25 protein-coding genes are annotated in these 25,033 nt (G+C 71.7%); 11 read left to right on the top strand and 14 right to left on the bottom strand.

Translation table 11 applies throughout. The features are described 5' to 3' along the window. Positions 1–218: 218 nt before the first annotated feature. Positions 219–1,409, bottom strand: coding sequence for a cell division protein ZapE (gene zapE, locus OF380_RS07745; protein ID WP_264051231.1), 1,191 nt, complete (start codon positions 1,407–1,409; stop codon positions 219–221). A gap of 303 nt (positions 1,410–1,712) precedes the next feature. Between zapE and OF380_RS07740 the strand changes: the two genes are divergently transcribed. The 3 genes from OF380_RS07740 (at position 1,713) to OF380_RS07730 (ending at position 3,122) form a co-directional block, all read left to right on the top strand. Continuing rightward, positions 1,713–2,282, top strand: a complete 570-nt coding sequence (locus OF380_RS07740; protein ID WP_264050196.1) for a GNAT family N-acetyltransferase — start codon at positions 1,713–1,715, stop codon at positions 2,280–2,282. A 105-nt stretch (positions 2,283–2,387) separates the two neighbouring features. After that, a complete protein-coding gene (locus tag OF380_RS07735; protein ID WP_264050195.1) occupies positions 2,388–2,696 on the top strand; it encodes a hypothetical protein in 309 nt (102 codons plus the stop codon). A 192-nt stretch (positions 2,697–2,888) separates the two neighbouring features. Then, positions 2,889–3,122 carry a hypothetical protein gene (locus OF380_RS07730; RefSeq protein WP_264050194.1) on the top strand — a complete coding sequence of 78 codons (234 nt, stop codon included), beginning with the start codon at positions 2,889–2,891 and terminating at the stop codon, positions 3,120–3,122. A 4-nt stretch (positions 3,123–3,126) separates the two neighbouring features. Here OF380_RS07730 and OF380_RS07725 read toward each other — a convergent pair whose 3' ends face one another. From OF380_RS07725 to OF380_RS07715, 3 genes are all read right to left on the bottom strand, one after another. Next, positions 3,127–3,804, bottom strand: coding sequence for a spermidine synthase (locus OF380_RS07725; protein ID WP_264050193.1), 678 nt, complete (start codon positions 3,802–3,804; stop codon positions 3,127–3,129). Between the two features lie 141 nt (positions 3,805–3,945). After that, on the bottom strand, positions 3,946–5,619 hold the full coding sequence (locus OF380_RS07720; RefSeq protein WP_264050192.1) for a formate--tetrahydrofolate ligase: 1,674 nt from the start codon (positions 5,617–5,619) through the stop codon (positions 3,946–3,948). A gap of 229 nt (positions 5,620–5,848) precedes the next feature. After that, on the bottom strand, positions 5,849–6,070 hold the full coding sequence (locus tag OF380_RS07715) for a heavy-metal-associated domain-containing protein (RefSeq protein ID WP_264050191.1): 222 nt from the start codon (positions 6,068–6,070) through the stop codon (positions 5,849–5,851). Between the two features lie 250 nt (positions 6,071–6,320). On the opposite strand from OF380_RS07715, the gene OF380_RS07710 reads away from it, so the two are divergent. Continuing rightward, positions 6,321–7,763: an EAL domain-containing protein gene (locus tag OF380_RS07710; RefSeq protein ID WP_264050190.1), complete on the top strand. Its 1,443-nt coding sequence runs from the start codon at positions 6,321–6,323 to the stop codon at positions 7,761–7,763. 82 nt (positions 7,764–7,845) lie between these two features. Continuing rightward, positions 7,846–8,775, top strand: a complete 930-nt coding sequence (locus OF380_RS07705) for a TIGR01459 family HAD-type hydrolase (RefSeq protein WP_264050189.1) — start codon at positions 7,846–7,848, stop codon at positions 8,773–8,775. On the opposite strand, the gene OF380_RS07700 is transcribed toward OF380_RS07705, so the two are convergent. Together OF380_RS07700 and OF380_RS07695 are read right to left on the bottom strand one after the other, a co-directional pair. Further along, positions 8,776–9,309 (bottom strand): protein phosphatase CheZ, encoded by a 534-nt coding sequence (locus tag OF380_RS07700; protein ID WP_264050188.1) that lies wholly within the window; start codon positions 9,307–9,309, stop codon positions 8,776–8,778. 51 nt (positions 9,310–9,360) lie between these two features. Then, the gene (locus OF380_RS07695) at positions 9,361–9,744 is read right to left on the bottom strand and encodes a response regulator (protein WP_018046001.1); all 384 of its coding nucleotides are present in this window, start codon (positions 9,742–9,744) and stop codon (positions 9,361–9,363) included. A 220-nt stretch (positions 9,745–9,964) separates the two neighbouring features. Here OF380_RS07695 and OF380_RS07690 point away from each other — a divergent pair, with 220 nt between their 5' ends. Further along, a complete protein-coding gene (locus OF380_RS07690) occupies positions 9,965–11,149 on the top strand; it encodes an aminotransferase class I/II-fold pyridoxal phosphate-dependent enzyme (protein ID WP_264050186.1) in 1,185 nt (394 codons plus the stop codon). A 48-nt stretch (positions 11,150–11,197) separates the two neighbouring features. Here the strand turns inward: OF380_RS07690 and OF380_RS07685 are convergent, their stop codons facing one another. Together OF380_RS07685 and OF380_RS07680 are read right to left on the bottom strand one after the other, a co-directional pair. Beyond that, positions 11,198–11,539 carry a hypothetical protein gene (locus OF380_RS07685; RefSeq protein ID WP_264050185.1) on the bottom strand — a complete coding sequence of 114 codons (342 nt, stop codon included), beginning with the start codon at positions 11,537–11,539 and terminating at the stop codon, positions 11,198–11,200. A gap of 214 nt (positions 11,540–11,753) precedes the next feature. After that, positions 11,754–15,164 carry an acyl-[ACP]--phospholipid O-acyltransferase gene (locus OF380_RS07680; RefSeq protein WP_264050184.1) on the bottom strand — a complete coding sequence of 1,137 codons (3,411 nt, stop codon included), beginning with the start codon at positions 15,162–15,164 and terminating at the stop codon, positions 11,754–11,756. A gap of 176 nt (positions 15,165–15,340) precedes the next feature. Between OF380_RS07680 and OF380_RS07675 the strand changes: the two genes are divergently transcribed. Continuing rightward, positions 15,341–15,961, top strand: coding sequence for a TetR/AcrR family transcriptional regulator (locus OF380_RS07675; protein WP_264050183.1), 621 nt, complete (start codon positions 15,341–15,343; stop codon positions 15,959–15,961). Here the strand turns inward: OF380_RS07675 and OF380_RS07670 are convergent, their stop codons facing one another. From OF380_RS07670 to OF380_RS07660, 3 genes are all read right to left on the bottom strand, one after another. Further along, complete coding sequence (locus tag OF380_RS07670; RefSeq protein ID WP_264050182.1) at positions 15,962–16,300, bottom strand: hypothetical protein; 339 nt, start codon at positions 16,298–16,300, stop codon at positions 15,962–15,964. Positions 16,301–16,485: 185 nt separating this feature from the next. After that, positions 16,486–16,776 carry a hypothetical protein gene (locus OF380_RS07665; RefSeq protein WP_264050181.1) on the bottom strand — a complete coding sequence of 97 codons (291 nt, stop codon included), beginning with the start codon at positions 16,774–16,776 and terminating at the stop codon, positions 16,486–16,488. A 245-nt stretch (positions 16,777–17,021) separates the two neighbouring features. Then, positions 17,022–18,041: a gamma carbonic anhydrase family protein gene (locus OF380_RS07660; protein ID WP_264050180.1), complete on the bottom strand. Its 1,020-nt coding sequence runs from the start codon at positions 18,039–18,041 to the stop codon at positions 17,022–17,024. A 162-nt stretch (positions 18,042–18,203) separates the two neighbouring features. On the opposite strand from OF380_RS07660, the gene OF380_RS07655 reads away from it, so the two are divergent. Then, entirely contained in the window at positions 18,204–18,659 is a 456-nt protein-coding gene (locus tag OF380_RS07655) for a molybdenum cofactor biosynthesis protein MoaE (RefSeq protein ID WP_264050178.1), read from the top strand. Positions 18,660–18,927: 268 nt separating this feature from the next. Here OF380_RS07655 and OF380_RS07650 read toward each other — a convergent pair whose 3' ends face one another. After that, positions 18,928–20,073, bottom strand: a complete 1,146-nt coding sequence (locus OF380_RS07650) for an alpha-hydroxy acid oxidase (protein ID WP_264050177.1) — start codon at positions 20,071–20,073, stop codon at positions 18,928–18,930. 609 nt (positions 20,074–20,682) lie between these two features. Here OF380_RS07650 and OF380_RS07645 point away from each other — a divergent pair. Beyond that, positions 20,683–21,879, top strand: a complete 1,197-nt coding sequence (locus OF380_RS07645) for an AI-2E family transporter (protein WP_264050176.1) — start codon at positions 20,683–20,685, stop codon at positions 21,877–21,879. A 10-nt stretch (positions 21,880–21,889) separates the two neighbouring features. Here OF380_RS07645 and OF380_RS07640 read toward each other — a convergent pair whose 3' ends face one another. Beyond that, a complete protein-coding gene (locus OF380_RS07640) occupies positions 21,890–22,807 on the bottom strand; it encodes a site-specific tyrosine recombinase XerD (protein ID WP_264051230.1) in 918 nt (305 codons plus the stop codon). 74 nt (positions 22,808–22,881) lie between these two features. Further along, positions 22,882–23,034, bottom strand: a complete 153-nt coding sequence (locus OF380_RS07635; protein WP_264050175.1) for a histidine kinase — start codon at positions 23,032–23,034, stop codon at positions 22,882–22,884. 232 nt (positions 23,035–23,266) lie between these two features. Here OF380_RS07635 and OF380_RS07630 point away from each other — a divergent pair, with 232 nt between their 5' ends. Continuing rightward, a complete protein-coding gene (locus OF380_RS07630) occupies positions 23,267–23,887 on the top strand; it encodes a shikimate kinase (RefSeq protein WP_264050174.1) in 621 nt (206 codons plus the stop codon). Beyond that, positions 23,884–25,002 (top strand): 3-dehydroquinate synthase, encoded by a 1,119-nt coding sequence (aroB, locus tag OF380_RS07625; protein ID WP_264050172.1) that lies wholly within the window; start codon positions 23,884–23,886, stop codon positions 25,000–25,002. The genes OF380_RS07630 and aroB overlap by 4 nt, the downstream gene beginning before the upstream one ends. Positions 25,003–25,033: the final 31 nt, after the last annotated feature.

The following is a 25,033-nucleotide window of genomic DNA, read 5'->3' as shown; positions in this document are numbered from 1 at the left end:
ATGAATACACTTATAACGCTGGCGCCGCTGCAGCGCAACCGGACACCGGTGCCGTCATCCGTCACGGTTTCGCCGATCCGGCCTCGATGTGCCGTTGCGCACGAGGTGGATGAAAACCGCCGATCCGAAGGGCTCGCTCGCGCGTTGCTATTCCCGGCTCTTCCCGGGGGAGAGAAGATCTTCGCGATTCCCGGCAGCAGGCGCGGCTACCGGAGGTTCTACGTCTCGACGAGGCCGCTGCTCGATCCGCTTGCTTCGGAATCCCCGGCACCGTGCGGCAGGGCGAGGTATTCCGACGAGCGCATCTCGATCAGGCGCGAGACCGTGCGGTCGAACTCGAAGGCCTCGCGCCCCTCGGTGGCGGTGTAGAGGCCCTGCGGCTCGGCCGCCGCCGAGGCGATGAGCTTCACGTGGGCGTCGTAGAGGGTGTCCACCAGGGTGATGAAGCGCTTGGCCTCGTTGCGGTTGTCGGGCCCCATCACCGGAATGTCGGCGACGATCACGGTGTGGAAGGCGCGGGCCACCGCCATGTAGTCGGAGGCGCCGAGCGGCTGGGCGCAGAGATCCGCGAAGCTGAAGTGGGCCACGCCGCCGGTCTCCTCCGGCACGGCGACGTCGCGGCCCTTCACCCGGAGGACGGCCGGCCGGCCCTTCGCCTTTCCGGTCAGTGCCTTGAAGGCGCGGGCGAGCGCCGCGTCCGCGTCCGGATCCGCCGGCACGTGGTAGACCGAGGCGCCGCCGAGCTTCTCCAGGCGGAAATCCGTCCGCGAATCGAGGCGCAGCACCTCGACGCGCTCCTGGAGCTCGGCGACGAAGGGCAGGAACAGGGCGCGGTTCAACCCGCCCTCGTAGAGCCGGGCGGGCTCGACGTTCGAGGTCGCCACCACGATGACGCCGCGCTTGAACAACGCCGCGAACAGGCGCCCGAGAATCATCGCGTCGGCGATGTCGGTGACGGTGAATTCGTCGAAGCAGAGCAGGGTCGCCTCGTCGGCCAGCGCGTCCGCCACCACCGGGATGGGATCGTCCCCCTTGGCGGTGCCGGCCTTGAGGGCCTGGCGGTGGGCATGGATGCGCTCGTGCGCGTCGGCGAGGAAGCCGTGGAAGTGCACCCGTCGCTTCGGCTCGGGGGCGGCCTCGTGGAACAGGTCCATCAGCATGGTCTTGCCACGCCCCACCGACCCCCAGATGTAGAGCCCCTTCGGCGGTGTCGCCGCGTCGTCCCGGCGACCGAACAGCCAGCCGAGCGCGCTGCCCTTGCGGGCACGCTTGCGCCGGCCGAGCTCCTGCACCAGCCGGTCGAGGGCGCGCACGAGGAGAACCTGCGCCGGATCGCGCTCGATGGCGCCGGACCCGACGAGGGCCTCGTAGCGCTCGAAGACCGGACCGGGGGACACCGCCCCGGCCACCGCATGGCTCGACGGTGCGGCACCCTGGGATGCGGAACCCTGAGGGGAGGGGGCGTTCACGGCGGGGCGACCTGTGGTGGGCGGAAACGAGCCGGATGGGGCGCGCCGGCCTTCCCGGTCTGACGCGGGCGCCGCCCCGGATCAACCCCGGACGACCCGCACACCGGCACAGGCGGAGCGGCGAGAATCGGCATGCTGCATTGCACAAGCGTTCGAGGGATGCCACATCATGCGGGCCTTGAGGGAGGCTACGCCCGGACCCGGCGCGCCCTGCGCGCCCCTTTTTCCGGAGACCGGCACCCGATGCCCGACACGCATCCGACCCTGCATCCCGTCATCCGTCGCCTGTGGCCCAACGATGGTCCGGCGGTGGAGGCCTATTTCCTGCGCCTCGACCCGGAGACGCGGGCCAACCGCTTCATGGGCGCCCTGAGCGATGCCGCCGCCCTGACCTATGCCCACGGCGCGATGCGCGCGGAGGGCCTGATGTTCGGTGGTTTCGTGGACGGCGTCCTGCGGGGGCTCGGCGAGTTGCGCCCCGCGAGCGCGCCGCTGACCGGCTTCCGTCTCGGCGTGCAGGCCGAAGCGGCCTTCGCCGTGGAGAAGGCGTATCGCCGCAAGGGGCTCGGCCAGGCCCTGTTCCGCCGCATAGCCGCCGCCGCGCGCAATCGCGGCGTGCGCGACCTGCACGTGCGCTGCCTGCCCTGGAACCGGCCGATGCGCGAACTGGCGGTCAAGGTCGGGGCGGACCTGCGCATCGTCGGCGGCGAAGCGGACGGCGCGGTCCATCTCCCCCGCCCCACCCCGGTCTCCCTGTGGCAGGAGGGCGTCACCGAGGCCGTCGACTTCACCCTGGCGCTGACGGCGGCGTGAGGCCGGCTTTGCCGGACCTGAGCTCGGCGCTATGGTGACCGCGAACGTCCGCGACGGGCGTGGGTGCGGGTGCCCTGCACCGGATGCTTGTGGAGATCTCGCAAGATGACGGACGCTTCCCGGTGGAGCCTGCCCACCTTCCTCGTCTGCGCCGCCCTGCTTCCCGTCTCCGCGCAGGCGCGTCCCGCGACCCCGTCCCTGACCTGCGCCGAAGCCTCGGCCCTGGTGACGCAGGCCGGCGCCATCGTGATGAGCACCGGGCCGACGACCTACGCGCGCTTCGTCCGCGACGGCGGCTTCTGCCCGTTGCCGGAGACGACGCAGCCGGCCTGGGAACGCACCCGCGACGACCCGACCTGCTTCGTCGGGTACACGTGCCGGGACAAGTTCAACGAGGGCCAGGGGCGCGACTGAGCCTGGCGGACGCGACCGCGGCGTCCGCCCGTTCCTGCCAAGGTCCGCCCTGCCAAGGTCCGCTCTGCCAAGGTCCGCGATGGTCGGAGCCCGCACGGCCAAGCTGCCTTGTTGCCGCCCCGACCCGTCCCGATGCTGCCGGCCTGGAACCGTCCCGTCAGAGGACGATCCGAGCGCACGAGGGATCGAGGCATGGACAGGACCGGCACGTTTCAGGATCGCGCGGCGGACGCGTGCGCACGGGCCCTGAGTCCCGCCGACGCGGTGCGCCTCGAGCGCTCGGTGGAGGACGCCCTGCGCATCATCGCGGCGGCCTGCGCGGAGCGGAACGAACCGCCGGTCAAGGCTGCCCGGCGCCAGCTCGCCGAAATCTACGGCGCCACCCGCCTCAGCCGTCGGCGCGAGCGCAGCGGCGCCGGCGCCTGACGGCTCACCGATCCGGCCGCGCGGCGAGCCAGATGGTGTGGCGCGCCCCCCGAGACCGGCCGGCCCTGACGCCCACTTCCTCCACCCGGAAGCCGCTGCGCGACAGGCGCTGGGTGAAGGCCGCGTCGGGATGGGCCGACCACACCGCGAGCACCCCGCCGGGGCGCAGGGCCGCGCGGGCCGCCGCGAGGCCCGCCGGGTCGTAGAGCCGGTCGTTGGCGCTGCGCGTGAGCCCGTCGGGGCCGTTGTCCACGTCGAGCAGAATGGCATCGTAGGTGCTGCGCCCGGCGCGGATCACCTCCGCGACATCGGCCACCCGTGCCGCGACCCGGGGATCGAGGAGCGCATCCGACGCGATTCCCGCGAGGGGGCCGCGCCCCCAATCCAGCACCGCCGGCACGAGTTCGGCCAGCACGATGCGGGCATCGTCCGCGAGCGCATCGAGGGCCGCCCGCAGGGTGAAGCCCATGCCGTAGCCGCCGATCAGCCAGCACGCGTTCCGCCGCGCCCCGACGCGGGCGGCGCTCAGCGTCGCCAGCGCCTCCTCCGAACCGCTGAGCCGGCTGTTCATCAGCTCGTTGTGCCCGAGCTGGATCGAGAACTCGGTGCCGCGCTGAAGGAGACGCAGGGATTCGGACCCGCCCGGAATCGGGGCTGTGTCGAGGACGACCCAGGGGATCACGGTCGGGGCTCGGGACGCGGGACGATCATGGGCCCGGGCTAGCACGGCTCGCGTGCCGGATCACGCTGGGATGCGCGGGATCGACCCTATCCCCCAGAGGGGAGAGGGAAACGCGCCGGCTGTATCGACGCTTGGCGCAGGCTAGAACAGCCCCTCGATCTGCCCGTTGGCGTCGAGGTGGATGCCCTCCGAGGCCGGGACCTTGGGCAGACCCGGCATGGTCATGATCTCACCGCAGATCACCACGACGAAGCCCGCGCCCGCCGACAGGCGCACGTCGCGCACCGCGATGAGGTGGCCCGAGGGCGCGCCCATCAGGTTCGGGTCGGTGGAGAACGAGTACTGCGTCTTGGCCATGCAGACGGGCAGGTGGCCGTAGCCGTCCTTCTCGAACTGGGCGAGCTTGGTGGCGGCCTTCGATTCCACCTGGATGTCGCCGGCGCCGTAGAGCTTGGTCGCGATGGCGAGGATCTTGTCCGTGAGCTTGGTCTCGGTCTCGTAGGCGAAGCTGAGGGGCTTCTGCTCGCCGTTCGCGAGCTTGACCACCGCATGCGCGAGGTCCTCGGCGCCCGCGCCGCCGTCCGCCCAGTGCTTGCAGGTGATCGCTTCGACCTGGAGCTTGTCCCGGCAGAGTTCCTTCAGCCGGGCGTGCTCGGCATCGGTGTCCGCGTAGAAGTGGTTGACGCCGACCACCACCGGCAGGCCGAAGCTGCGCACGTTGGCGACGTGGCGGGCCAGATTCGCGAAGCCCTTCTCGAGGGCGTCGAGGTTCTCGCTGCCGAGTTCCTTCTTCGAGACGCCGCCATGCATCTTGAGGGCGCGCACGGTGGCGACGATGACCACCGCGGAGGGCTTCAGCCCGGCCTGCCGGCACTTGATGTCGATGAACTTCTCCGCGCCGAGATCGGCGCCGAAGCCCGCTTCGGTGACCACGAAGTCGCCGAGCTTGAGGCCCGCGCGGGTGGCGATCACCGAGTTGCAGCCATGCGCGATGTTGGCGAAGGGGCCGCCATGGATGAGGGCGGGGTTGCCCTCCAGGGTCTGCACCAGGTTGGGCTGCAGCGCGTCCTTCAGGAGCACCGTCATGGCGCCCGTGGCCTTGACGTCCTTGAGCGTCACCGGCTTGCGGTCGCGGGTCTCGGCGATGACGATGCGGCCCAGCCGCGCCTCGAGGTCGTCGAGGTCACGCGCGAGGCAGAACACCGCCATAACCTCGGAGGCCACGGTGATGTCGAAGCCGTCCTCGCGCGGGAAGCCGTTGGCGACGCCGCCCAGCGACTGGGTGATGGCGCGCAGCGCCCGGTCGTTCATGTCGACCACCCGGCGCCAGTGGATGCGGCGCACGTCGATGTTGAGCTCGTTGGCCCAGTAGACGTGATTGTCGATCAGCGCCGCCGCGAGCGAGTGCGCCGAGGTGATGGCGTGGAAGTCGCCGGTGAAGTGCAGGTTGATCTGCTCCATCGGCACGACCTGGGCCTTGCCGCCGCCGGCCGCCCCGCCCTTCATGCCGAAGCAGGGGCCGAGCGAGGGCTCGCGCAGGCACATCACGGTCTTCTGGCCGATGCGGTTGAGCGCGTCGCCGAGGCCGACCGTCGTGGTGGTCTTGCCCTCGCCGGCCGGGGTCGGGCTGATCGCGGTCACGAGGACGAGCTTGCCCTCGGGCCTGCCCTCCAGGCCCTTGATGAAGCCGTGGTCGATCTTGGCGATGTGCCGGCCGTAATGATGCAACGCGTCGTCCGGGATGCCGATGCGGGCGGCAACCTCGGTGATCGGCTGAAGTGTCGCCGCGCGCGCGATCTCGATATCTGACGGCATTCTTCGTCTCTCCCGGATATTTCTTATGCGGCGGCGCCCGGCGCGGGGCCGAACACATCCGCTGGCGTTTGTCGGCGGCCGCCGGTTCCGGATCCGCCGGCGTTGGGCCGTGCGGACCGGCCGAACGGCCACGCGCTATCGATCACACCAGTTTGCGCGAACGAACAAGCAAAAGCGCGTCGGAAATTTTGAATTCGCAAGCAAAATTTTGTTCGGGATCAGACGCCTGTCACCCCGTCATGGCGCTGGCCGTGTATCCGGCATCGTTCAGGGCCTCCGCGATGGTCAGGGCCTGGGCGGTGGTGGTCACGGCGACGCGGCCATGGTCGAGGTCCACCGCGACCCGGGCTTCGGGGTCGACGCGCTGGATCGCCCGGCGTACCGCCGCCGCGCAGCCGTCGCAGGTCATGCCCTCCACCTGCATGAGGAGGTCCGATGGCATCGCGTCCATGAGGTCCGCTCCGGGCTCTCGTTCCAGCGCTCCATCTTGGCGTCGGGTCCCCGGGATGCAAGCGGAGCCGTCCGACCAGGGCCCATCCGGCGTGGCCGAAGCGGCGCGCGGCGCGGGACACAGGTCGCGAAAATCCGTTCACCGTGTCTCCCGCTCCCTTGTGGGCGGGAAACGTCTCGGTAACAAAAGACGGGATCGGTGCGGTCTGCGCCCGTCCCTGGTTTCCCGCGTGCGAGGATCGCGTATTTCGATGGCCCGGATCGTCGGCCGGCGTACGAGTCTCTGGGCCACGAGCCTTCTTGGACTCTGCCTCATCGGGCCCCTGGCGGTCTTCACGCCCCTCGGGGCGAGCCTCGCGCTGGCCGCCGCCGGCCTGATCCTGGGGCTCGTCGCCCAATTGCGGGCGAACCGCCTCGCGGCGCGCTGCGACAAGCTGTCGGGCGAGGTCGACGTGCTGTCGCAGCGCCTCCTGCGCATCGAGACGGTGGCGCGGGCCATCGCCGAGCAGCAGGTGCGGGCCGCCGATGCCGGCCTCCCGGCGGATCGCCCGGAGGCCGCGCCGGACACCAGCAGCTTGAGCGCCGGGATCGAGGAGGTCACGGCCGAGATCGGCCTTCTCAGCGGCATCGTGCGCGAACTCGCCGCCGTAGTCGCGGCGCAGGACGGCGAGATCGCCGGACTGAAGGCCGCGCCCCCGCCGCCGCCCGCCCGCGCGGTGGTCCGTGCCGAGGCGCGACCGGAGCCGCGCTCCCTCCAGGTCGCGCCGCCCCGGCGTCCGGAGCCCACGGCTCCCCCCATCCCGCCCTGGACACCCCGCGCCCCGGGCCGGTCCACGCCCGCGATCCGCGATCCGGAGCGCGACGCGGCGCTGCTCGAGGCCTTCGACGAACAAGGGCTGGAGGTCCACCTGCAGCCCGTCGTGTCGCTGCCCCAGCGCAAGGTGGTTTCCTATGAGGCCCTGGCGCGCCTGCGCGTGGCGGGCGAGATCCTGTCGCCGGAAATCTTCGTCCCCGTGCTGGAGCGCCACGGACGGACCACCGACCTCGACCGGCGCATGCTTCAGCGCGTCGCCACCATCGCGCGCCATCTCGCCGGGCGCGGCAGCCAGGCGGCGGTGGCCTACGGCCTGTCGCCGCGCTCCCTGTTCGAGCCGGGCTTCCTGCGCTCGCTCGGGCGCCTCGTGGAGGGTGAGCCGGACCTGTCGGGACGGGTGATGCTCGCCCTGCCGCAGGCGAGCTGGCGCAGCCTCGACGCCGAGCAGGCCGGGGCCCTGGCCGACCTGCGGGGGCGCATCGGGTTCATCCTCGACCGGCCCCTCGACCTGCGCCTCGATCCCCTGGCGCTCGCCGACCGTGGCGTGGCGCAGGTGAAGGTGCCCGCCGACCTCCTGCTGCGTCCCGGCTCGTATCAGACCCTGTCCGACATCGCCCTCGAGGACCTCGTGGCGGCGTTCGCGCGGGCCGGCATCCGCCTCGTGGCGGACGGGGTCGAGCGCGAGACCGACGTGCCCGACCTCATCGAACTCGACGTCCCCCTGGCGCAGGGCAGCGTCTTCGCGCCGGCCCGCGTGGTGCGCTCCGAGGTGCTGAACGCCCCGCCGCCCGAGGCGCCGGAGCCCGTCCCGACGCCGAACGAGGCTCCCGAGCCGCCGCAGCGCCGTCCCTTCCGGGATTTCCTGCGCCGCGCCGGCTGAGGCGGGGAAGGCGTTTGATTTTCGCGGACGCCCCGCCTAACCGGACGCCGATCCCCTCCGCTTCCAGGTTCAGGGCCGCCGCATGACCCAAACGTCCGATCGCTCCCCCGTGCCGGGCCTGCCCGCGCGGGCCCACGTCCCGACCCTCGGGGGAATTTCCGGGATCGCCGAGGGCTACGACCTCATCCTGTGCGATGTCTGGGGCGTCCTGCACGACGGCACCGCCGCGCACCGGGGCGCCAGCGACGCGCTGATGCGCTTTCGCGCCCTGCCGGGGGCGGGCCGCCCGCGCCGGGTGGTGCTGGTCTCCAACGCGCCCCGCCCCTGGGCCGGGGTGCAGACGATCCTCGACGGGTTCGGCATCCCGCGCGAGGCCTACGACGCGATCCTGACCTCGGGCGACCTCACCCGCAAGCTGATCTCGGCGCATCCCGGGGAGCGCATCCACCATCTCGGCCCGGAGCGCGACGCCACGATCTTCGCGGGCCTCGACGTGACGCTGGTCCCGGCCGAGGCGGCGGACCGCGTGGTCTGCACGGGGCTGTTCGACGACACACGCGAGACGGCCGAGGATTACCGCGCGACGCTGGAGGGCCTGCGGGCGCGCGACGTGCCCATGCTCTGCGCCAATCCCGACCTCGTGGTGGAGCGCGCCGGTCTGCTGATCCCCTGCGCCGGGCTCGTCGCCGAGGCCTATGAGGCCCTCGGCGGCGGCGTGACCTATGCGGGCAAGCCGCACCGTCCGGTCTACGAGGCCGCCCTCGCCCTGGCGGGCACCCTCGACGGGCGCGAGGCGCCGGATCCCGCCCGAACCCTCGCGGTGGGTGACGCCCTGCGCACCGACATCGCGGGCGCGTCGGCCTTCGGCATTCCCAGCCTGCTGGTGGCGCGCGGCATCCATGCCGAGGAGCTCGGGGTCTCGGCCGCGCACGCGACCCTCGGCGACATCGCCGGATGGCTCGACGCCCAGGCGGTGCGGCCGGATGCGGTGATCGAGCGCCTCACCTGGTAATCAGGCGAACAGCGCGTCGATCTCGTCCTGGGCGACGGCCGGGCCGTTGAGCTGCGGGCCGTTGAGGATGAGGAGTTCCTTGCGGACCCGGCGCTCCACCTCCTCCGGGTCGATCCCACCTTCGTCGCGGGCCTTCACGGCGCTGGCGAAACGCGAGAGCCGACTCTCGAGCTGGCGCAGGGCCTCCACCACCTTGGCGATGCGCTGGCCGGTGATGTCCTGGAAGGTGCAGGCCTCGAAGATGTCGTTCATCCGCGCCTCGACGGCGGCGCGGTAGTTCTTGTCGTTCGGCAGGCCGAGAATCTCCTCGGCCGTGTTCATGATGGCGTTGGTGGCGCCGGCGGTGGCGGCCACCACGCTGCCGAGTTCCTCGTGGGCCATCGGCAGGCGATCGCGGGTGAGCTCGTTGGCGCGCAGCGCGGCGATCTCGTTGCGCAGGTGAGCGATGTAGTCCGCGATCTCCACCAGTTCACGGATCAACGAAGGCTGTTCCGGCGCGGGGCTGGACTTCCGCGCCTGCTTGGCCATGTGCATCGGTTCCGGCTCCCCGATCTCGTTCTTTCACAGCGGCCGAAACGGGCCCGCTCAGGCGCCGCAGACGGCTTCGATCTTGCTCTTCAGCGTGGCGGCGTTGAAGGGCTTGACGATGTAGTTGTTCACGCCGGCCTTCTTGGCCGCGATGACGTTCTCGGTCTTCGACTCGGCGGTGACCATGATGAACGGGGTGGTGCGCAGGGCTTCGTCGGCGCGCACGTGGCGCAGCAGCTCGTAGCCCGTCATCGGCTCCATGTTCCAATCGGAGATGACGAGGCCGTACTTGCGGTTCTTCAGGCGTGCCAGGGCGGCGGTGCCGTCGGAGGCGTCGTCGACCTCCTCGAAGCCGAGCTGCTTCAGGAGGTTGCGGATGATACGGACCATCGTCTGATAATCGTCGACGACGAGGATCGGCATGCCGAGATCGAGGGCCATGAGTCGGTGAGCTCCGTCGGGTGAGGGCCGATGCCTCGGGCACGGCGCCCCTGGAAAAGGGCCGGAGCGCCAAGGTTTCGTGCGCCCCTTGCAATTGAAACTACGCCGCATTGCATTGCGAAGCAGTTAACTGCGCGCCGGCGGGGTCCGGCGGGACCGATACGGCGTCCGCGCCTTGACAAGCCGGGACCGGTCGCCCCCTTCGGACGGCATGTCTTCCGTGACCGCAACGCCCGAACGCCCGTCCGAGACCGCCCCCGGGGCGTCGAGCCTCGACGCCTTCGCCCGCGCGACCCTGGCCGACCTCGATGCCCGCGCCCTGCGCAGGCGGCTCGTCGAAACCGCGCGGGGGCCCGGCCCGGCGGCCCGGCGGGGGGGGCGCAGCCTGGTGTCGTTCTCCTGCAACGACTATCTCGGCCTCTCCGACGATCCGCGCGTCGTCGCGGCGGGCCAGGAGGCGCTGGCGCGCTACGGCGCGGGGGCGGGCGCCTCGCGCCTGGTCACCGGCAACCACCCGGTGCTGGCGGCCCTGGAGGCGCGGCTGGCCGCACACAAGGGCACGGAAGCGGCCCTCGTCTTCGGCAGCGGGTACATGGCGAATCTCGGCATCGTTTCGGCGCTGGCGGGGCCGAAGGACCTCGTCCTCGTCGATGCGCTCGGACATTCCTGCCTGTTCGCGGGCGCGCAGGTCGCGGGCGCGACGATGCTGCGGTTCCGCCACAACGACGTCGCGCACCTGCGCGCGCTCCTGAGCGCCCGGCGCGGCCGGCACGAACGGGCGCTGATCCTCACCGAGCGGGTGTTCAGCATGGACGGGGACCGGGCCCCCGTCGAGGCGATCCTCCGCGTCGCGGCCGAACACGATGCCTGGACGCTGGTGGACGATGCCCACGGCCTCGGCGTGGTGGAGGCGGGCGTGCGCGCACCCCTCGAGATGGGCACGCTCTCGAAGACCCTGGGATCCTATGGCGGCTATCTCTGCGCCTCGCGGGCCGTGATCGACCTGATGACGAGCCGGGCGCGGAGCTTCGTCTACACCACCGGCCTGCCGCCGGCCTCGGCGGCGGCGGCGCTGCGGGCCCTGGAGATCGTCGAGGCGGAGCCCGAGCGGGCGGCCCGGCCCCTGGCCCTGGCGCGCCGCTTCGCCGCCCGCCTCGGCCTGCCCGAGGCCGCGAGTCCGATCGTACCCGTGCTGGTGGGGGAGGCGGAGACGGCCCTGGCGCTCTCGGCCGCCCTGGAAGCGCGCGGCTTCCTCGTCGTGGCGATCCGCCCGCCCACGGTCCCGGCCGGGACCGCGCGGCTGCGGGTGGCGTTCTCGGCGGCCCATTCGGTGGACCAGGTCGATGCCCTCGCCGAGGCCCTCGTCAGTCTCGGGATCGGGGAGGCACTGCGGGTCGAGCCGTGAGGCCGCGCCCGGTCCGACGTCGCGACGGACCGTCCGGCCGGTGCGGGATCAGGCTTGCCGGTCCCGCATGCGGCTCACCCGGGCCTGTGCCCGCCGGCGCTGGGCGGCGAAACCGATCCAGCGCGTGACGAGGGGGCCGCGCCGCCGGACGTGGACAGAGCCATCGGCCGCCGGGCCGGTGCCCTCGGGCGCGGAGGCGGTGAACCCCTCGCCGTCGGATTCCCCCTCCTGCGGAAGCGGCCGCGCCGAGATCCCCCGCGCATTGTCGTTGAAGGGCGTGGCCGCGCCGCCGAGGGACGCCGACCCGGTATCGGTTTTACCCATATCGGTTGCTTCGTCGTCGGCGACGACGTCGTAGAGTCGGATCTTGCGTGTTTCCGCGGTCATCATGCACATCGCTGGTTGTCGAGATCCAGCGCTGCCCGCGACGCGGACAGGCGACCTCGCCCCCACCCGAGCTTTTCGCAAAGCCCTGGATTCGTGCGCCACCATAAAGGATTACCTCAGCCGAGTGAGGCCGAGGCTTGGTCCGTGAGTCCAGAACTCTTGTCCTGGTGTCCCAAACCCGCGCGTCCCGCCCGAATTTCGAGCGGGGGCGCGGCCGTCACGCGGCGTGCGCCTCGCCCGCCGCGCGCTCGCGGGCCAGCTTGACCACGCTGACCTGGTCGACCTTGCCGGTCCCGAGCATGGGCACCCGGTCGAGCACCACCACCTCGGCGGGGATCGCGATGTCCGGGGCGCCCTTGCCCTTGGCGAAGGTCTGGTAGGCGGATCGCGTCGCGTCCGTGCGCTCCGTGAACAGCACCAGCCGCTCGCCCTTGCGGGCATCCGGTACGGCGGCGACCGCGCTCGGGGTATCCGGCCAGAGCTCGGCCGCGAGGGCCTCGACGCTGGCCAGCGACACCATCTCGCCGGCGATCTTGGCGAAGCGCTTGGCCCGGCCCTTGATGGTGACGAAGCCCTGGGCGTCGATGACGACGATGTCGCCGGTGTCGTGCCAGCCTTCCGGGGGTGCCTCGATGCTGCCGGGCCGCTCGGGCCGCAGGTAGCCCAGCATGATGTTGGGGCCGCGCAGGACCAAGCGCCCGCCCTCCTCGATGCCGGGCACGGGTTCCAGGCGCCACTCCTGGCCGGGCAGCAGGCGTCCCACCGTGCCGAAGCGGTTGAACATCGGCGTGTTCAGGGCGACCACCGGGCCGCACTCGGTGACGCCGTAGCCCTCCAGGATGCGCAGGCCGAACTTCTCGCCCCAGGTCTTGCGGGTGGCCTCCTTCACCGCCTCGGCCCCGGCCACGACGTAGCGCAGCGAACGCAGGTCGTAGGAATGCGCGGTCTTGGCGTAGCCGGCGAGGAAGGTGTCGGTGCCGAACAGGACGGTGGCGTTGGAGCCGTAGATGAGCTCCGGCACGATCCGGTAATGCAGCGGCGATGGATAGAGGTAGACCGGAACGCCCGAGACCAGGGGCAGCACCAGCCCCGCCGTCAGCCCGAAGGCGTGGAAGACGGGGAGCACGTTGAAGACCTTGTCGCTCGGCCCGAAGTCGATCCGGGCGGCGACCTGCGCGGTGTTGGCGAGCATGTTGCGGCTGGCGAGCACCACGCCCTTCGGCGTGCCCTCCGAGCCGGAGGTGAACAGGATCGCGGCCGGGTCGTCGCCGCCGCGGGTGACCAGGGGCGCGCGTCGGCTCAGGAAGCCGCGCAGCTTGTCGCCCGTCGTGATGCCGGCGCGGATGTCCTCGAGGTAGACGAGGGTGACGGCCTCCCCGATCGTCTCGACCAGGAGTCCGAGGCGGCCCTTCTCGATGAAGGCGCGGGAGGTCAGGATGGTGTCGACTTGCGCCGTCCTGCAGGCGGACAGGATGTTGGCGGCGCCCGCCGAGAAGTTGATCATCGCCGGCACCCGTCCGGCCGAGGCCAGGGCGAACAGGGTCACGGCCGCGCCGTTGGCGTTGGGCAGCATCACGCCGAGGGGCTTGCCCGGGGCGCCCAGCCCCTGGAGCTTTCGCCCCAGGATGTTGGCGCCCATGACGAGCCGGGAATAGCTCAGGGTGCCGGTGGGGTCCTCGACCGCCGTGCGGCGCCAGCCATGGCGGTCGCCCGCGTCGATGAGGGCCTGCATCAGGCCGCGGTCGATTCCGGAGGTGCGGAAGACGAGGTCGGACATGATCCCGTACAGCGCGGCGCCCGCCGCCTGCCGGCGGGCCTTGCCCCGGAGGGCCTGATCGACGTTAAGCGCCACCGGAGACAGGATCGTGACGGTGACCTTGGGCCACCAGCGCCGCTTCACCTGGGCCTTCGAGAGGCGCGAGAACACCGTCTTCTCCAGGCCCTCGATCTTCACCGGTACCACCATGGCGCCGGACTTGTCGGCGATGAGGCCGGCCCCGTCATAGACCTTCATCAGGCTCCCCGTGACGGTGAGGCGCCCCTCGGGGAAGATGATCAGGGTCTCGCCGCTCTTCACCGCGTTGATCAGCGTGCGGGTGGCGAGCGGCCGGGTCGGGTCCAGCGGCATCGCCTTCGTCATCGCCAGGAACGGCTTCACCCACCAGCGCTGCGCGATGCCGTGATCGACGGCGAAGACGGGCTCCTGGTCGAGGAGCGAGAGGGCCAGGGGCGCATCGAGGAAGGAGACGTGGTTGAGGGCGATGATGGCGTTCGGGCCGGCCTTCTCGACGTTCTCCAGACCGCGCACCTCCAGGCGGTAGAAGGCCCGGAACAGGATCGAGAGGAAGTCGCGGAACGGGCTCGTGGGCAGCACGGCCAGGATGACGACGCCCGCCACGAGGTTGAGCACCCCCAGCAAGGCGAGGAGGGCGGCCATCGACCAGCCGGCGCCCTGCAGCACGGCCAGCCCGAGGGCGCCCGTCACCATGAAGGCGGCGGTGAGCACGTTGACGGCGCCGATGACGCGGGCGCGCTTGTCCTTGTCGGTCCAGGCCTGCACGGCGGCGAAGGGCGGCACGATGTAGAGCCCCCCCGCCACCGCGAGGGCGAACAGGTCGAAGGTGACGCGCAGGCCCGTGCCGGTGGTCAGGAAGTCGAAGGCCCCGAGGGGCTCGCCGGAGACGGGCGGCAGATGCGCCACGGTCCAGGCCAGGTCGAGGCCGAAAGCACCCATGAGCAGGGCGCCGATGGGGGTGGGCAGCAGCACGATGCGGCCGCTGGCGAGCCAGGAGGCCAGCCCCGAGCCCACCGCGATCCCGATGGAGAACACCGCGAGCAGGGTGGTCACCACGGTCTCGGAGCCGTTGAGGCTCTGGCGCACGAGGACGGGGAGCAGCGACAGGATCACGGCGCCGACCAGCCAGAACCAGCTCACGATGAGCGAGCCGCGCCACAGGCGCGTATCGCGCCAGAGGTCGCGCAGGAGGGCGCCCGTGGAGCGGGCGACGTTCGGGTCGATGCGCAGCGTCGGCGCGGCCTCGCCGGTGGCGGGGATCGCCCGGGCCGAGAGCCAGCACAGCACGGCGAACGCCATGATCATCGTGCTGAAGGCCAGCGCGCCGCCGCCCATCGCCGTGGCCAGGCCCGCCACGATGGTGCCGAGCAGGATGGCGAGGAAGGTCGCGGCCTCGACGAGCGCGTTGCCGGCGGTGAGTTCGTCCCGGCGCAGGTGGTCGGGCAAGATGCCGTACTTGATCGGCCCGAACAGGGCCGCGATGGTGCCGAACAGGCCGAGCGCCACGAACAGCACCGGCACGGAATGCATCCAGAAGCCGATTGCCGCCGCGGCCGCGCCGAAGATCTCGGCGAATTTCAGCCGCTTGGCGATGAGGGCCTTGTCGTAGCGGTCGGCCATCTGGCCGCCGAGGCCGGAGAGGATGAAGAACGGGCCGATGAACACGGCGCCCGCCAGCGTCACCAGCATCGGCGAGCCGCCGCCCTCACCGCCGACCTTGAACAGGATCAGGAACACCAGGGCGTTCTTGAGGAAATTGTCGTTGAAGGCGGAGAAGAACTGGCACCAGAACAGGGGGGCGAACCGGCGGGTCGTCATCAAGGTCCGAAACATGGGGATCTCCTCGCACGACGCATGACTGCCCGCCCGACGCGATAGCGTCAAATGCTGAAGCACCCGTCATTTGTACGTTGTTCAAAATCTAGGCCTGGAGCGGAGCGGCCGCAACAGTGCTATTGCACAGCGTGCAATCGAGCGTGCGGGGCCGCACGGGGGAAGGATCGGGAACGATGGCGCGGACCGAAAAGCGGGGTACCGGCCCGCGCAGCGAGCACAACCGGGACGAGTTCCTGGCCCTGGTGACCCGCGCGGCCGAGGGCTTGGTCCGGCACGAGGGCCTGCGGGGCCTCGGCATGCGCCGGCTCGCCAGCACGATCGGCTACGCGCCGAACTCGATCTACAACGCGGTGGGGGATCTCGACGCGGTGGTCCTGCGGGTCAATGCCCGTACTCTGGAGCGGCTGCACGCGACCCTCACGGCGGCGGTGCGGCCGGAGGCATCGCCCCGGGCCAACGCGCTCGCCGTGGCCGATGCCTACCTCGCCTTCGTCGCGGCGGATCCGCAGGTTTGGAGCCTCGTCTTCGAGCACCAGATCGCGCCCGACGCGGTCTTCCCGGACTGGTATGCGGGCGCCCTGGCCCGCGCCACCGACCTCGTCGACGCGGTGCTCCGGCCGATGATCCCGGATCCCGACGAGCGCCGGCAGGCGGTGGCGACCCTGTGGGCGGGCCTGCACGGGCTCGCCTCCCTCTCCACCTCGCGCAAGCTCGCCGTGCTGACGCCGGAATCGCCCCGCGACCTCGCGCGACTCCTTGTGGGCCGGTTCCTCGGAGCGGGGGAGCCGGACTGATCAGCCGGGGGGCGCGCTCCGCCGGGTGCGCAGGCCGCGGAAGACGGCGGGATGGGGGTCGTTGAGCCCCTGCGGAACGGGGGCTTCGAGGGCCGGGAAGGAAGGGGGCGGCGGGATCTCGGCCACCCGCGCGATCTTGCGCGCGGCCTGTCCGGGCCTCGCGCGTCGCGCCGCCGGCTTACGGGAGGGAACGAGCGCCAGGATGCCGAAGGCCACGAGGCAGGCGAGCCCGATCCCGACCGTGTGCCAACTCGGCTCGGGCGCGAGCATCAACGTGCCGAGGCCGTAGAGGGCGAAGGCACAAGCGACATTCCGGACTGAGAGCGGATCGGTGTGCATCGCACAATCATGGCCCCGGGGCCCTCACGAACCCGTGAACACCATGTGCGCAACTGCGCCGATCCCCTCCGGCGTCGGAGTCGCGCGGCGACGGGTCCGCCCGAACCGCGAGACGGGGCCCGGATCACCGGGCCCTCTCGTTTCAGGATAGGCCGAGCCTGCGGATCGGGGTCGGCCCCCGGCGATCAGCGGCTGCCGGCGCCGGACTTCATGCCGGCCGCGCCCGGCGAGGAGCCCGAACCGGCATCGTTCGCGCCCGTGCTGTTCGCGGTGCCGGAGCGGCCGGTCGAGCCCGTCGTGGCGCCCATCTCGTGGCCCGGTGCGTGTCCGGAGGCACCGGTGGTGCCGTACTGAGACCCGTTCTGCTGCGTCTCCTGGACCGGCGCGTTGTTGGCCGAGCCCGGTCCCGCGCCGGCGGCGAGGGCGGCCGTGCTGAGGGCGAGCGTAGCGGCGACGGCGAGTGTGACGGCTTTCATGAAGAACTCCTTGCACCACGGCATGCGGGGCCCAACAACGTGCGCCCGGCGGCAAGCGTTCCCGGCCGGATGCGCGCGGCGGGATGGCTGCGTGGTCTGAAAGCACGCGGGATCGCAGTGCGACGAGACCGGGACGATCTTTCGGCCGGTGGCGAACAAGCGTCGTTCGCCGGGTGGTTGCTTCGCGCCGCGCCACCTGATCCCGGCAGTAATGACATCCCAGAAGGAACGACTTTCGGCAGGAATTACGGCGCGGCGTCCTGCGCCTCTCGGTAGGCACGGCCATGCGCCACGTAGCCCTCGACCACCCGGGCCATCATCGTGCGCTTGTCCGCGTCGAGGGGCCCGAGGATGCGGGCGGGGCGCCCGCCCCAGAGATGGCCCCCCTCCAGGAGCTGACCCGGATCGGTGGTGGCGCCGGCCGCGAGCAGCACGTCGTCGGCCACCACGGTGCCGGGGGCGACGACGCAGCCGATCCCGATGAGGCTGCGGGCGCCGATGCGGCAATCGGAGAGCCGGACATTGTGCCCGATGGTGGTGTCGCGCCCGAGGACGACGCCCTCGCCCCGCGTGCGGATGACGCTGTTGTCCTGGATGTTGGTGTTGGCGCCGACCACGATGGGGCCGACCTCCGCCTGCAGGTCGCAGGAGAACAGGATCGTCGACCCGGCCCCGAGGGCGATGCGGCCGCGCAGGCGCGCGGTGCGGGCGACGAAGACGCTCGGCTCCGGCAGCGGTTCGTCGGCGGGCGGTGCGGGCGGCAGGTCGCCGGAGGCCTCCCGCAGGCGTTCGGCCCGCTCGGCGATCTCCGGCCCGGAGACCGGGCGCACGGGTTTGGCGGGGCTCCCCGCATAGGCGAAGCCGGTGGCCAGATGCGCCCGGGGAAACACCGTGGCGCCGGCCTCGATCAGCACGCCGTCCTCCACGCGCGCGCCGTCGAGCACGATGACGTCGTCCTCGATCACCACGTCCGAGCCGACGGTGCAGGCATGCACCACGGCGTTGCGGCCCACCGTCACCCGGTCGCCGACCTCCGTGGGGTAGGTGTGGGTGGCGATGTGCACGGTGGAGCGGTGCCCGAGCCAGAAGCGCTCGCCGATGGTCACGCGGTTCCCGTCGGCGCGGATCACGCTGTGGTCGCCGAGCCAGGCCTGCGCCCCGAGGGTGGCGTCGCCGATCACCGTGCTCGCGCGACCGCACCAGACCGGGCGGGCCGAGAAGACGGGCAGGACGCCGTCATGGGGCAGGATCAGCTCTGGCGTCACGGCGGACACGTCCTTCGCAGCCCGGTGGCGTCGCCGGGCGTTCGGGGGCATAGAGCGCCCGAGTGGGCAGGTTCGGGGAACCCCGTCAAGGTTTTCCGGCCCGGTCAAGCGTTTATCGCCCGGGCGCGGAGCCGCGCGGGCGCCGGTTCGAAGGGGGAGAGCATGCCCGATATCCGCATCCAGAGCGCCCCCTTCGACGCGAGCGCCGAGATCGCCGCCCTCACCCGCGAACTCGGGGGCCGGGCGGGGGCCATCGTCACCTTCACGGGCCTGTGCCGCGACGAGGGCGGACGGCTCAACGGCCTCGAACTCGAGCATTACCCCGGGATGGCGGAGGCCGAGATCGCGCGCGTGGTCGAGACGGCGCGGGCGCGCTGGCCGCTCCAGGGGGTGCGCGTGATCCACCGCCACGGACTCGTGGCGCCGGGCGACGGCATCGTCCTCGTGGTCACCGCGTCGAGCCACCGGGTCGCGGCCTTCGAGGCCGCGAGCTTCCTCATGGACTACCTGAAGACGCGGGCGCCCTTCTGGAAGCGCGAGCACCTCGCCGACGGCACCACCGGCGGCTGGGTCGAGGCGACGGAGGCCGACGACGCGGCCGCCGCGCGCTGGGCCTGAGACGCGACGTTCGCGAAGGCCGGCCCGACGCGCCGGGCGCCTGCGCGAACCGGATGGCCGTCGCCACGGGGTGAGCGGGATCGAGGGTTCGTGGAGCAGACCGGATCCGGTTGATCGCTGCGGGGCCGCGCCCGCAACGCGCTCCACGATCGAACCGGGGTTGTCGGTCGGCCCCCCCTCGTTCTTGCGGGAGGCTTCCGCCGCCCCCTCTCCCCAAGAACCCGCGTCAGTCGTCTCGACCGCGTGAGTCACTCATCCGGACGCCGCGTCAGACGTATCGCAGGTTGCTGCGCGTCAGCTGGCTGACGGACGCGCAGCCCATCAACCGCATGTCGCGCTCGATTTCGGATCGCATCAGGTCGAGCGCACGCTCGACGCCGGGTTGCCCGGCGGCGGCGAGGGGGAACAGGTAGTAGCGACCCAGGCCGACCGCCTTCGCCCCGAGCGACAGCGCCTTCAGGACGTGCGTGCCGCGCTGAACGCCCCCATCCATGATTACGTCGATCCGGTCTCCGACCGCATCCACGATCTCCGCGAGCTGGTCGAAGCCCGTGCGCGAGCCGTCGAGCTGGCGTCCGCCGTGGTTCGACAGCACGATGCCGGTGCAGCCGATCTCGACCGCGCGCTTGGCATCCTCCACCGACATCACGCCCTTCAGGCAGAACTGGCCGCCCCATTCCCGGACCATGGCGGCCACGTCGTCCCAGGACATGCTGGGATCGAGCATCTCGGTGAAGTAGCGGCTGATCGAGAGGGCGCCGCCGCCCATGTCGACGTGACCGTCGAGCTGCGGCAGCTTGAATCCCTCGTGGGTGAGGTAGTTGATCGCCCAGGCGGGCTTCATCGCGAATTGCAGCATGCCCGCCATGGTCAGGCGGAACGGGATGGAGAAGCCCGTCCGCTTGTCGCGCTCGCGGTTGCCGCCCGTGATGCTGTCGACCGTCAGCATCATCACCTGGATGCCGGCCTGCTTGGCGCGCGCCATCATCGCGCGGTTCAGGCCGCGGTCCTTGTGGAAGTAGAACTGGTAGACCTGCGGACCGCTGCTGATCCGGCGCGCCTCCTCGAGGCTCACCGTCCCGAGGGACGAGACGCCGAACATCGTTCCGAACTTGCCGGCCGCAGCGGCGACGGCCCGCTCGCCCTGGTGGTGGAACAGCCGCTGCAGGGCGGTCGGCGAGCAGTAGACCGGCATGGCGAGCCTCTGGCCCATCACCGTCACCGACATGTCGATCTCGCGTACGCCCCGCAGGACGTTCGGCACGAGCTGGCAGGTCTCGAAGGCGGTGGTGTTGCGCCGGTAGGTCACCTCGTCATCGGCGGCGCCGTCGATGTAATCGAAGATCGGCCCCGGCAGGCGGGACTGCGCCATGCGGCGGAAATCGTGAAAGCTGTGGCAGTTCCTCAGGCGCATCGTGCGTCTCCGCGGGCGCGTGGCGCCATCGCCGAATGAAGGGGGGAACGGGGACGCCGAAGCGCCCCCGGCTTGCCGGGCGGCAATCGTTCCCCGTCGCATCGCGACGGGAAGCGGCTCCGAACCGGTGTCCTGACGCGCGCGCTCACACCGAACCGGCATCCGCTTCGGTGGGCGACGCCCTCGCGGGTGAGCGCCGGGACCATGGCCGCGAAGAGCGGCACCTGGGCCTGGAGCATCACCCGCATGCCGACGAGGCCGGCCGAGCACGATCGCGTGGAAGAAGACATAGCGCAGGACCTTCGCCGCGCCGCCATACCATTGCGTCGCGGTGGAGGCGACCACGATCGAATGCACGTCGATCATCTTGCCCAGCTCGGACACCGTGGTCCCGGTCCGGGTCCGAACACCAACGGAGACCATGGCGGGCGCGACCGAATCTTCACCCTCGGCGCGGGCCGCCGGACCGACATGGGAACCCAAGCGTGGCTGGAGACATCCCCCACCCGGGACGAGCCGGCTGCGCCGCGCTCCAGACCCCTTCAAGACGCCGCGCACGAGGGACAGGCTCCCGCATGCGCGGGACGCCGCCAGGAGCCGAATCCGCCCATGCCCGCCCCCTTCCAGAGCCCCGACGCCGCCGGCCCGCGCCCGCGCGGCTGGTCGCACGCCGTCTCCGGCATCGCCGTCGTGGCCTTCATCGCTCTGCTGGCCATGGCCTGGATGGCAGCCTCGACCCTGCTCCTCGTCTTCGCCGGCATCCTGCTCGGGGTCTTCCTCGACGGGCTGACCCGGCTGCTCGGCCAGGTGATGCCCGCGAGCCGGGGCCTGCGGCTCAGCCTCGTCAGCCTCGTGCTCGCCGGCCTCACCCTCGGCCTCATCGCCTTCGGGGGCGCCACGATCGTGCAGCAGGGGCGCGACCTCGGGCAGACGGTGGCGGCCCAGGCCGGCACCGTGCGCGACAAGCTCAAGGCTTACGGCATCGACGTGCCCGAGATCGCGGCGCCGAAGGGCGGCGAGGGGCAGGATGCCGAACCCAAAGCCCACGGGGACACGGATTCGGGCGACAAACCGGCCGACGCGTCCGGTGCGTCCGACCAGAAGCGCGGCGGCCTCGCGGGCCTCGCCTCCGGCGCGATGAAGAGCCCGGGCTCGCTCCTCTCGGATGCCGGCAGCGTGCTCGGACCCGCGGCCACCGTGGTCATCGGCCTGTTCAACGCGCTCGGCAACACCCTCGTCATCGTCTTCCTGGGGCTGTCGGTGGCCGCCGACCCGGGCGCCTACCGCGACGGCCTCGTGCGCTTCGTGCCCCCGAAGCACCGGGACCGCGCCACGGCCCTTCTGGACGGCATGGGCGAGACCCTGCGGCACTGGCTGTTCGGCCAGCTCATCACCATGGCGGTGATCTTCCTGTGCACCTGGGCCGGCCTCGCCTTCCTGGGGATCGGCGGCGCCCTCATTCTCGGGCTCCAGGCCGGGCTCCTCGCCTTCATTCCCACCATCGGCCCCCTGATCGCCGGCGTGGTGATCGTGCTGGCGTCCCTCGCCTCCGGCACCACGGCGCTCCTCGGGGCACTCGGCGTCTATCTCGCGGTGCAGACCCTCGAGAGCTACGGGCTGACGCCCTTCATCCAGAAGCGGGCCCTCGACATTCCCCCGGCCACGATCTTCGCGGGCCAGCTCGTGCTCGGCGTGATCTTCGGGCTCTGGGGCATCGCGCTCGCCCTGCCGCTGATGGCGGTGGCGAAGGTGCTGCTGGCCCAGCTCTACATCGAGGACACCCTGCACGAGGAGGCGGAGGGGTGAAGGCCGCCCCTCACTCGTCCATCAGCGGGTGCAGGTCGCGGACCATGGTCTTGAGGCGCTCGTCGAGGACGTGGGTGTAGATCTGCGTCGTCGAGATGTCCGCGTGGCCGAGCAGTTCCTGGACGATGCGCAGGTCCGCGCCGTTCTGCAGGAGGTGGCTGGCGAAGGCGTGGCGCAGCACGTGCGGGCTCACCCGGTCGGCCCTGAGGCCCGCGGCCGCTGCCATGCCCTTGAGGTCGCGGGCGAAGGATTGCCGGGTCAGATGCCCGCTCTCGCTGTCGGCCGGAAACAGCCAGGGGCCATCCGTGGTCAGGTTGGCGAGGTGGTCGCGCATGGCGCCCCGCGCCACCTCGGTGAGGGGCACCAGCCGCTCGCGCCCGCCCTTGCCCTTGACCACGAGGTAGCGCTCCCGCGTGGAGGCCGCCGCGCGGGGCAGGGCGATGAGTTCGGAGACGCGCAGGCCCGTCGCGTAGAGGAGTTCGATCAGGCAGAGCATGCGCGTGCCCCGCGCGTCGACCTTTGCCGCGTTCCCGCTCTCGCCGTCCCTTGCCGCGCCATCTCTGGCCGCGCCGTTTCCCGCCGCCCTGTCGCGCGCCGTGGCCAGCAGCCGGTCGACCTCGGCCACCGAGAGCACCTTGGGCAGCGCCCGCACCCGGCGCGGGCCCCCGATCGGCGCGCTCGGGTCGTCCTCGGCGAGTCCTTCCGCGTAGAGGAAGCGGTGGAAGCCCCGGATGCAGGAGAGCCGCCGCGCCGCGGAGGCCGCCGAGAGGCCGCGCGTCTCGAGGTCGGCGAGGTAGGCGCGCAAGGGGGCCGCCTCCATCGCCACGGGGTCGTGCCCGCCCCGCGCCAGGGCGCCGAGGTAATCCGCGAGGTCGCGCCGGTAGGCGGCCAGGGTGTTGAGGGCCGCGCCCCGCTCGGCGGCGAGCATGTCGAGGTAGTCCCGGATCAGCGCCTCGCCCGGTTCGAGGGGGGGCGTCGGGGCGGGCGGTGCGCCGGCCTCCGTCACCGGTTCTGCGGCTGGAGCTTCGCGGCGGGAATGGTCACGCTCATCTCGCGCGGGGTCGGCACCACCAGGGTCGCCAGCGCGAACATCCCCGCGAAGGCGAGGCCGCCCAGGATGGCGAGGGTGGCGAGGAAACGGAACAGGGTCGGCACTCGGACGAACCTCGATCGTGCGGCGCTGGTGACGGAGTGCGCCTCGGGGGCCAGATGGCTTCAGGGACAGCGGGGCTGACGGCAAGCTTGGGGTTGCATCACGCGCGGGCATGAATGGCAATGACTTCATGGCCACAGGCGCCGCCGCATTCCGGCGCGGGTGGCCGTCCGGACGCTTCGCCCGCACCGGAAAACGCGCTAAGACCCGCCCGACAATGTGTAGATGCCCGTGATGACCGTAGTCCCTCCTGCGGGCGGCGACCCGCCCCCCGGTGACCCGCCGATCGAATTGCGACTGCGCCGTGCCCTCGGGCACCGCTCGATCGTGCTCGTCGGCCTCATGGGCGCGGGCAAGAGCACCGTGGGCAAGCGCCTCGCCACGCGCCTCGGCCTCATGTTCAAGGATGCCGACAACGAGATCGAGACGGCGGCCAAGCTCACGATCCCCGACATCTTCGCGATCTACGGCGAGCCGAGTTTTCGCGATGGCGAGGAGCGGGTGATCGCCCGGCTGATGCGCGAGGGGCCCCTGGTGCTCGCCACCGGCGGCGGCGCCTTCATGCGCGAGACCACGCGCGCGCGCATCGCCGAGGGCGGCGTCTCGATCTGGCTCAAGGCCGAGCTCGACGTGCTGATGCGCCGGGTGCGCAAGCGCGGCGGGCGCCCGCTCCTCCAGACCGAGGATCCGGAGGAGACCCTGCGCCAGCTCATGGCCCAGCGCCATCCCGTCTACGCCACCGCCGACGTGGAGGTGATCTCCCGCGACGTCGCCCATGACCGGGTGGTGCAGGACGTCATGGAAGCCCTCGACGCCTACCTGAATGCCCTGAAGCCAGGAATCGCCGCCCAGTGACCGACCGCCTCACCGTGGCCGTGCCCCTCGACCAGGGGCGCGCCTACGACATCCTGATCGGACGCGGCCTCCTCGACGAGGCCGGCCGGCACGTCGCCGCCCTCGGGGCCAGGGCGGCGGTCATCGTCTCGGACACCAACGTGGCCGCGCTCTATGCCGACCGCCTGCGCGCGAGCCTGGAGGCGGCGGGCCTGCGCTCGGGCCTCGTCACCGTGGCGCCGGGCGAGGCCTCGAAGGCCTACGCCACCTACGCGCAGGTCTGCGACGGGCTCCTCGCCCAGAAGGTCGAGCGCAACGACCTCGTGGTGGCGCTCGGCGGCGGCGTCGTCGGCGATCTCGCCGGCTTCGCGGCCGCCACCCTGCGGCGCGGGGTGCGCTTCGTGCAGGCGCCGACGAGTCTGCTGGCCCAGGTCGATTCCTCGGTGGGCGGCAAGACCGGCATCAACTCGCCCCACGGCAAGAACCTCATCGGCGCCTTCCACCAGCCCCGGCTCGTGCTCGCCGACACGGCCACCCTCGACACCCTGTCGGAGCGCGAGATGCGCGCGGGCTACGCGGAGGTGGCCAAGTACGGCCTCATCAACGATGCGGCCTTCTTCGACTGGTGCGAGGCCCACTGGGCCGGCATCTTCGCCGGCGGGCCCGAGCGCGACGAGGCGGTGGCGATCTGCTGCCGCGCCAAGGCCGGGGTGGTCGTGCGCGACGAGCGCGAGGACGGCGAGCGGGCCCTCCTCAACCTCGGCCACACCTTCGCCCATGCCCTGGAGCGCCTGACGGCCTACGAGTCCGCGCGCCTCGTTCACGGCGAGGCGGTGGCGATCGGGCTGGCGCTCGCCTTCCGCTTCTCCGCCCGCCTCGGCCTCTGCCCGGGCCAGGATGCGGGCCGCGTCGCCAACCACCTCGCGCTGGCCGGCCTGCCGACCCGGCTCCAGGCGGTGCCGGGCGGCTGCGGCGACGCCGAGGCCCTGGTGGAGGCCATGGCCCAGGACAAGAAGGTCCGCGACGGCGCGCTCACCTTCATCCTGGCCCGCGGCATCGGGCTGAGCTTCATCGCCCCCGGCATCGATCGGGCGGAGGTCCGTGCCTTCCTGAACGATGAACTGAGCGCCGCGTGAGCGTCGGCCCGCAGATCTCCCGGAATCGGCA

Origin of the sequence: Methylobacterium sp. FF17, from assembly GCF_025813715.1 — a bacterium.
GTDB classification, from domain to species: domain Bacteria; phylum Pseudomonadota; class Alphaproteobacteria; order Rhizobiales; family Beijerinckiaceae; genus Methylobacterium; species Methylobacterium flocculans.
The sequence above is the reverse complement of the archived record's forward strand: the minus strand, read 5'-3'. Positions and strand labels throughout refer to the sequence as shown.

Bases quoted from the DNA above. Each gene is read 5' to 3' on its own strand.
- OF380_RS07655 (WP_264050178.1), top strand. From the start codon at position 18,204: ATGCCCGATATCCGCATCCAGAGCGCCCCCTTCGACGCGAGCGCCGAG.
- OF380_RS07650 (WP_264050177.1), bottom strand. From the start codon at position 20,073: ATGCGCCTGAGGAACTGCCACAGCTTTCACGATTTCCGCCGCATGGCG.
- OF380_RS07735 (WP_264050195.1), top strand. From the start codon at position 2,388: ATGACGGACGCTTCCCGGTGGAGCCTGCCCACCTTCCTCGTCTGCGCC.
- OF380_RS07630 (WP_264050174.1), top strand. From the start codon at position 23,267: ATGACCGTAGTCCCTCCTGCGGGCGGCGACCCGCCCCCCGGTGACCCG.
- OF380_RS07695 (WP_018046001.1), bottom strand. From the start codon at position 9,744: ATGGCCCTCGATCTCGGCATGCCGATCCTCGTCGTCGACGATTATCAG.
- OF380_RS07675 (WP_264050183.1), top strand. From the start codon at position 15,341: ATGGCGCGGACCGAAAAGCGGGGTACCGGCCCGCGCAGCGAGCACAAC.
- OF380_RS07740 (WP_264050196.1), top strand. From the start codon at position 1,713: ATGCCCGACACGCATCCGACCCTGCATCCCGTCATCCGTCGCCTGTGG.
- OF380_RS07645 (WP_264050176.1), top strand. From the start codon at position 20,683: ATGCCCGCCCCCTTCCAGAGCCCCGACGCCGCCGGCCCGCGCCCGCGC.
- OF380_RS07710 (WP_264050190.1), top strand. From the start codon at position 6,321: ATGGCCCGGATCGTCGGCCGGCGTACGAGTCTCTGGGCCACGAGCCTT.
- OF380_RS07705 (WP_264050189.1), top strand. From the start codon at position 7,846: ATGACCCAAACGTCCGATCGCTCCCCCGTGCCGGGCCTGCCCGCGCGG.
- OF380_RS07665 (WP_264050181.1), bottom strand. From the start codon at position 16,776: ATGAAAGCCGTCACACTCGCCGTCGCCGCTACGCTCGCCCTCAGCACG.
- OF380_RS07720 (WP_264050192.1), bottom strand. From the start codon at position 5,619: ATGCCGTCAGATATCGAGATCGCGCGCGCGGCGACACTTCAGCCGATC.
- OF380_RS07685 (WP_264050185.1), bottom strand. From the start codon at position 11,539: ATGATGACCGCGGAAACACGCAAGATCCGACTCTACGACGTCGTCGCC.
- OF380_RS07640 (WP_264051230.1), bottom strand. From the start codon at position 22,807: ATGCTCGCCGCCGAGCGGGGCGCGGCCCTCAACACCCTGGCCGCCTAC.
- OF380_RS07730 (WP_264050194.1), top strand. From the start codon at position 2,889: ATGGACAGGACCGGCACGTTTCAGGATCGCGCGGCGGACGCGTGCGCA.
- OF380_RS07715 (WP_264050191.1), bottom strand. From the start codon at position 6,070: ATGGACGCGATGCCATCGGACCTCCTCATGCAGGTGGAGGGCATGACC.
- OF380_RS07700 (WP_264050188.1), bottom strand. From the start codon at position 9,309: ATGCACATGGCCAAGCAGGCGCGGAAGTCCAGCCCCGCGCCGGAACAG.
- OF380_RS07670 (WP_264050182.1), bottom strand. From the start codon at position 16,300: ATGCACACCGATCCGCTCTCAGTCCGGAATGTCGCTTGTGCCTTCGCC.
- OF380_RS07680 (WP_264050184.1), bottom strand. From the start codon at position 15,164: ATGTTTCGGACCTTGATGACGACCCGCCGGTTCGCCCCCCTGTTCTGG.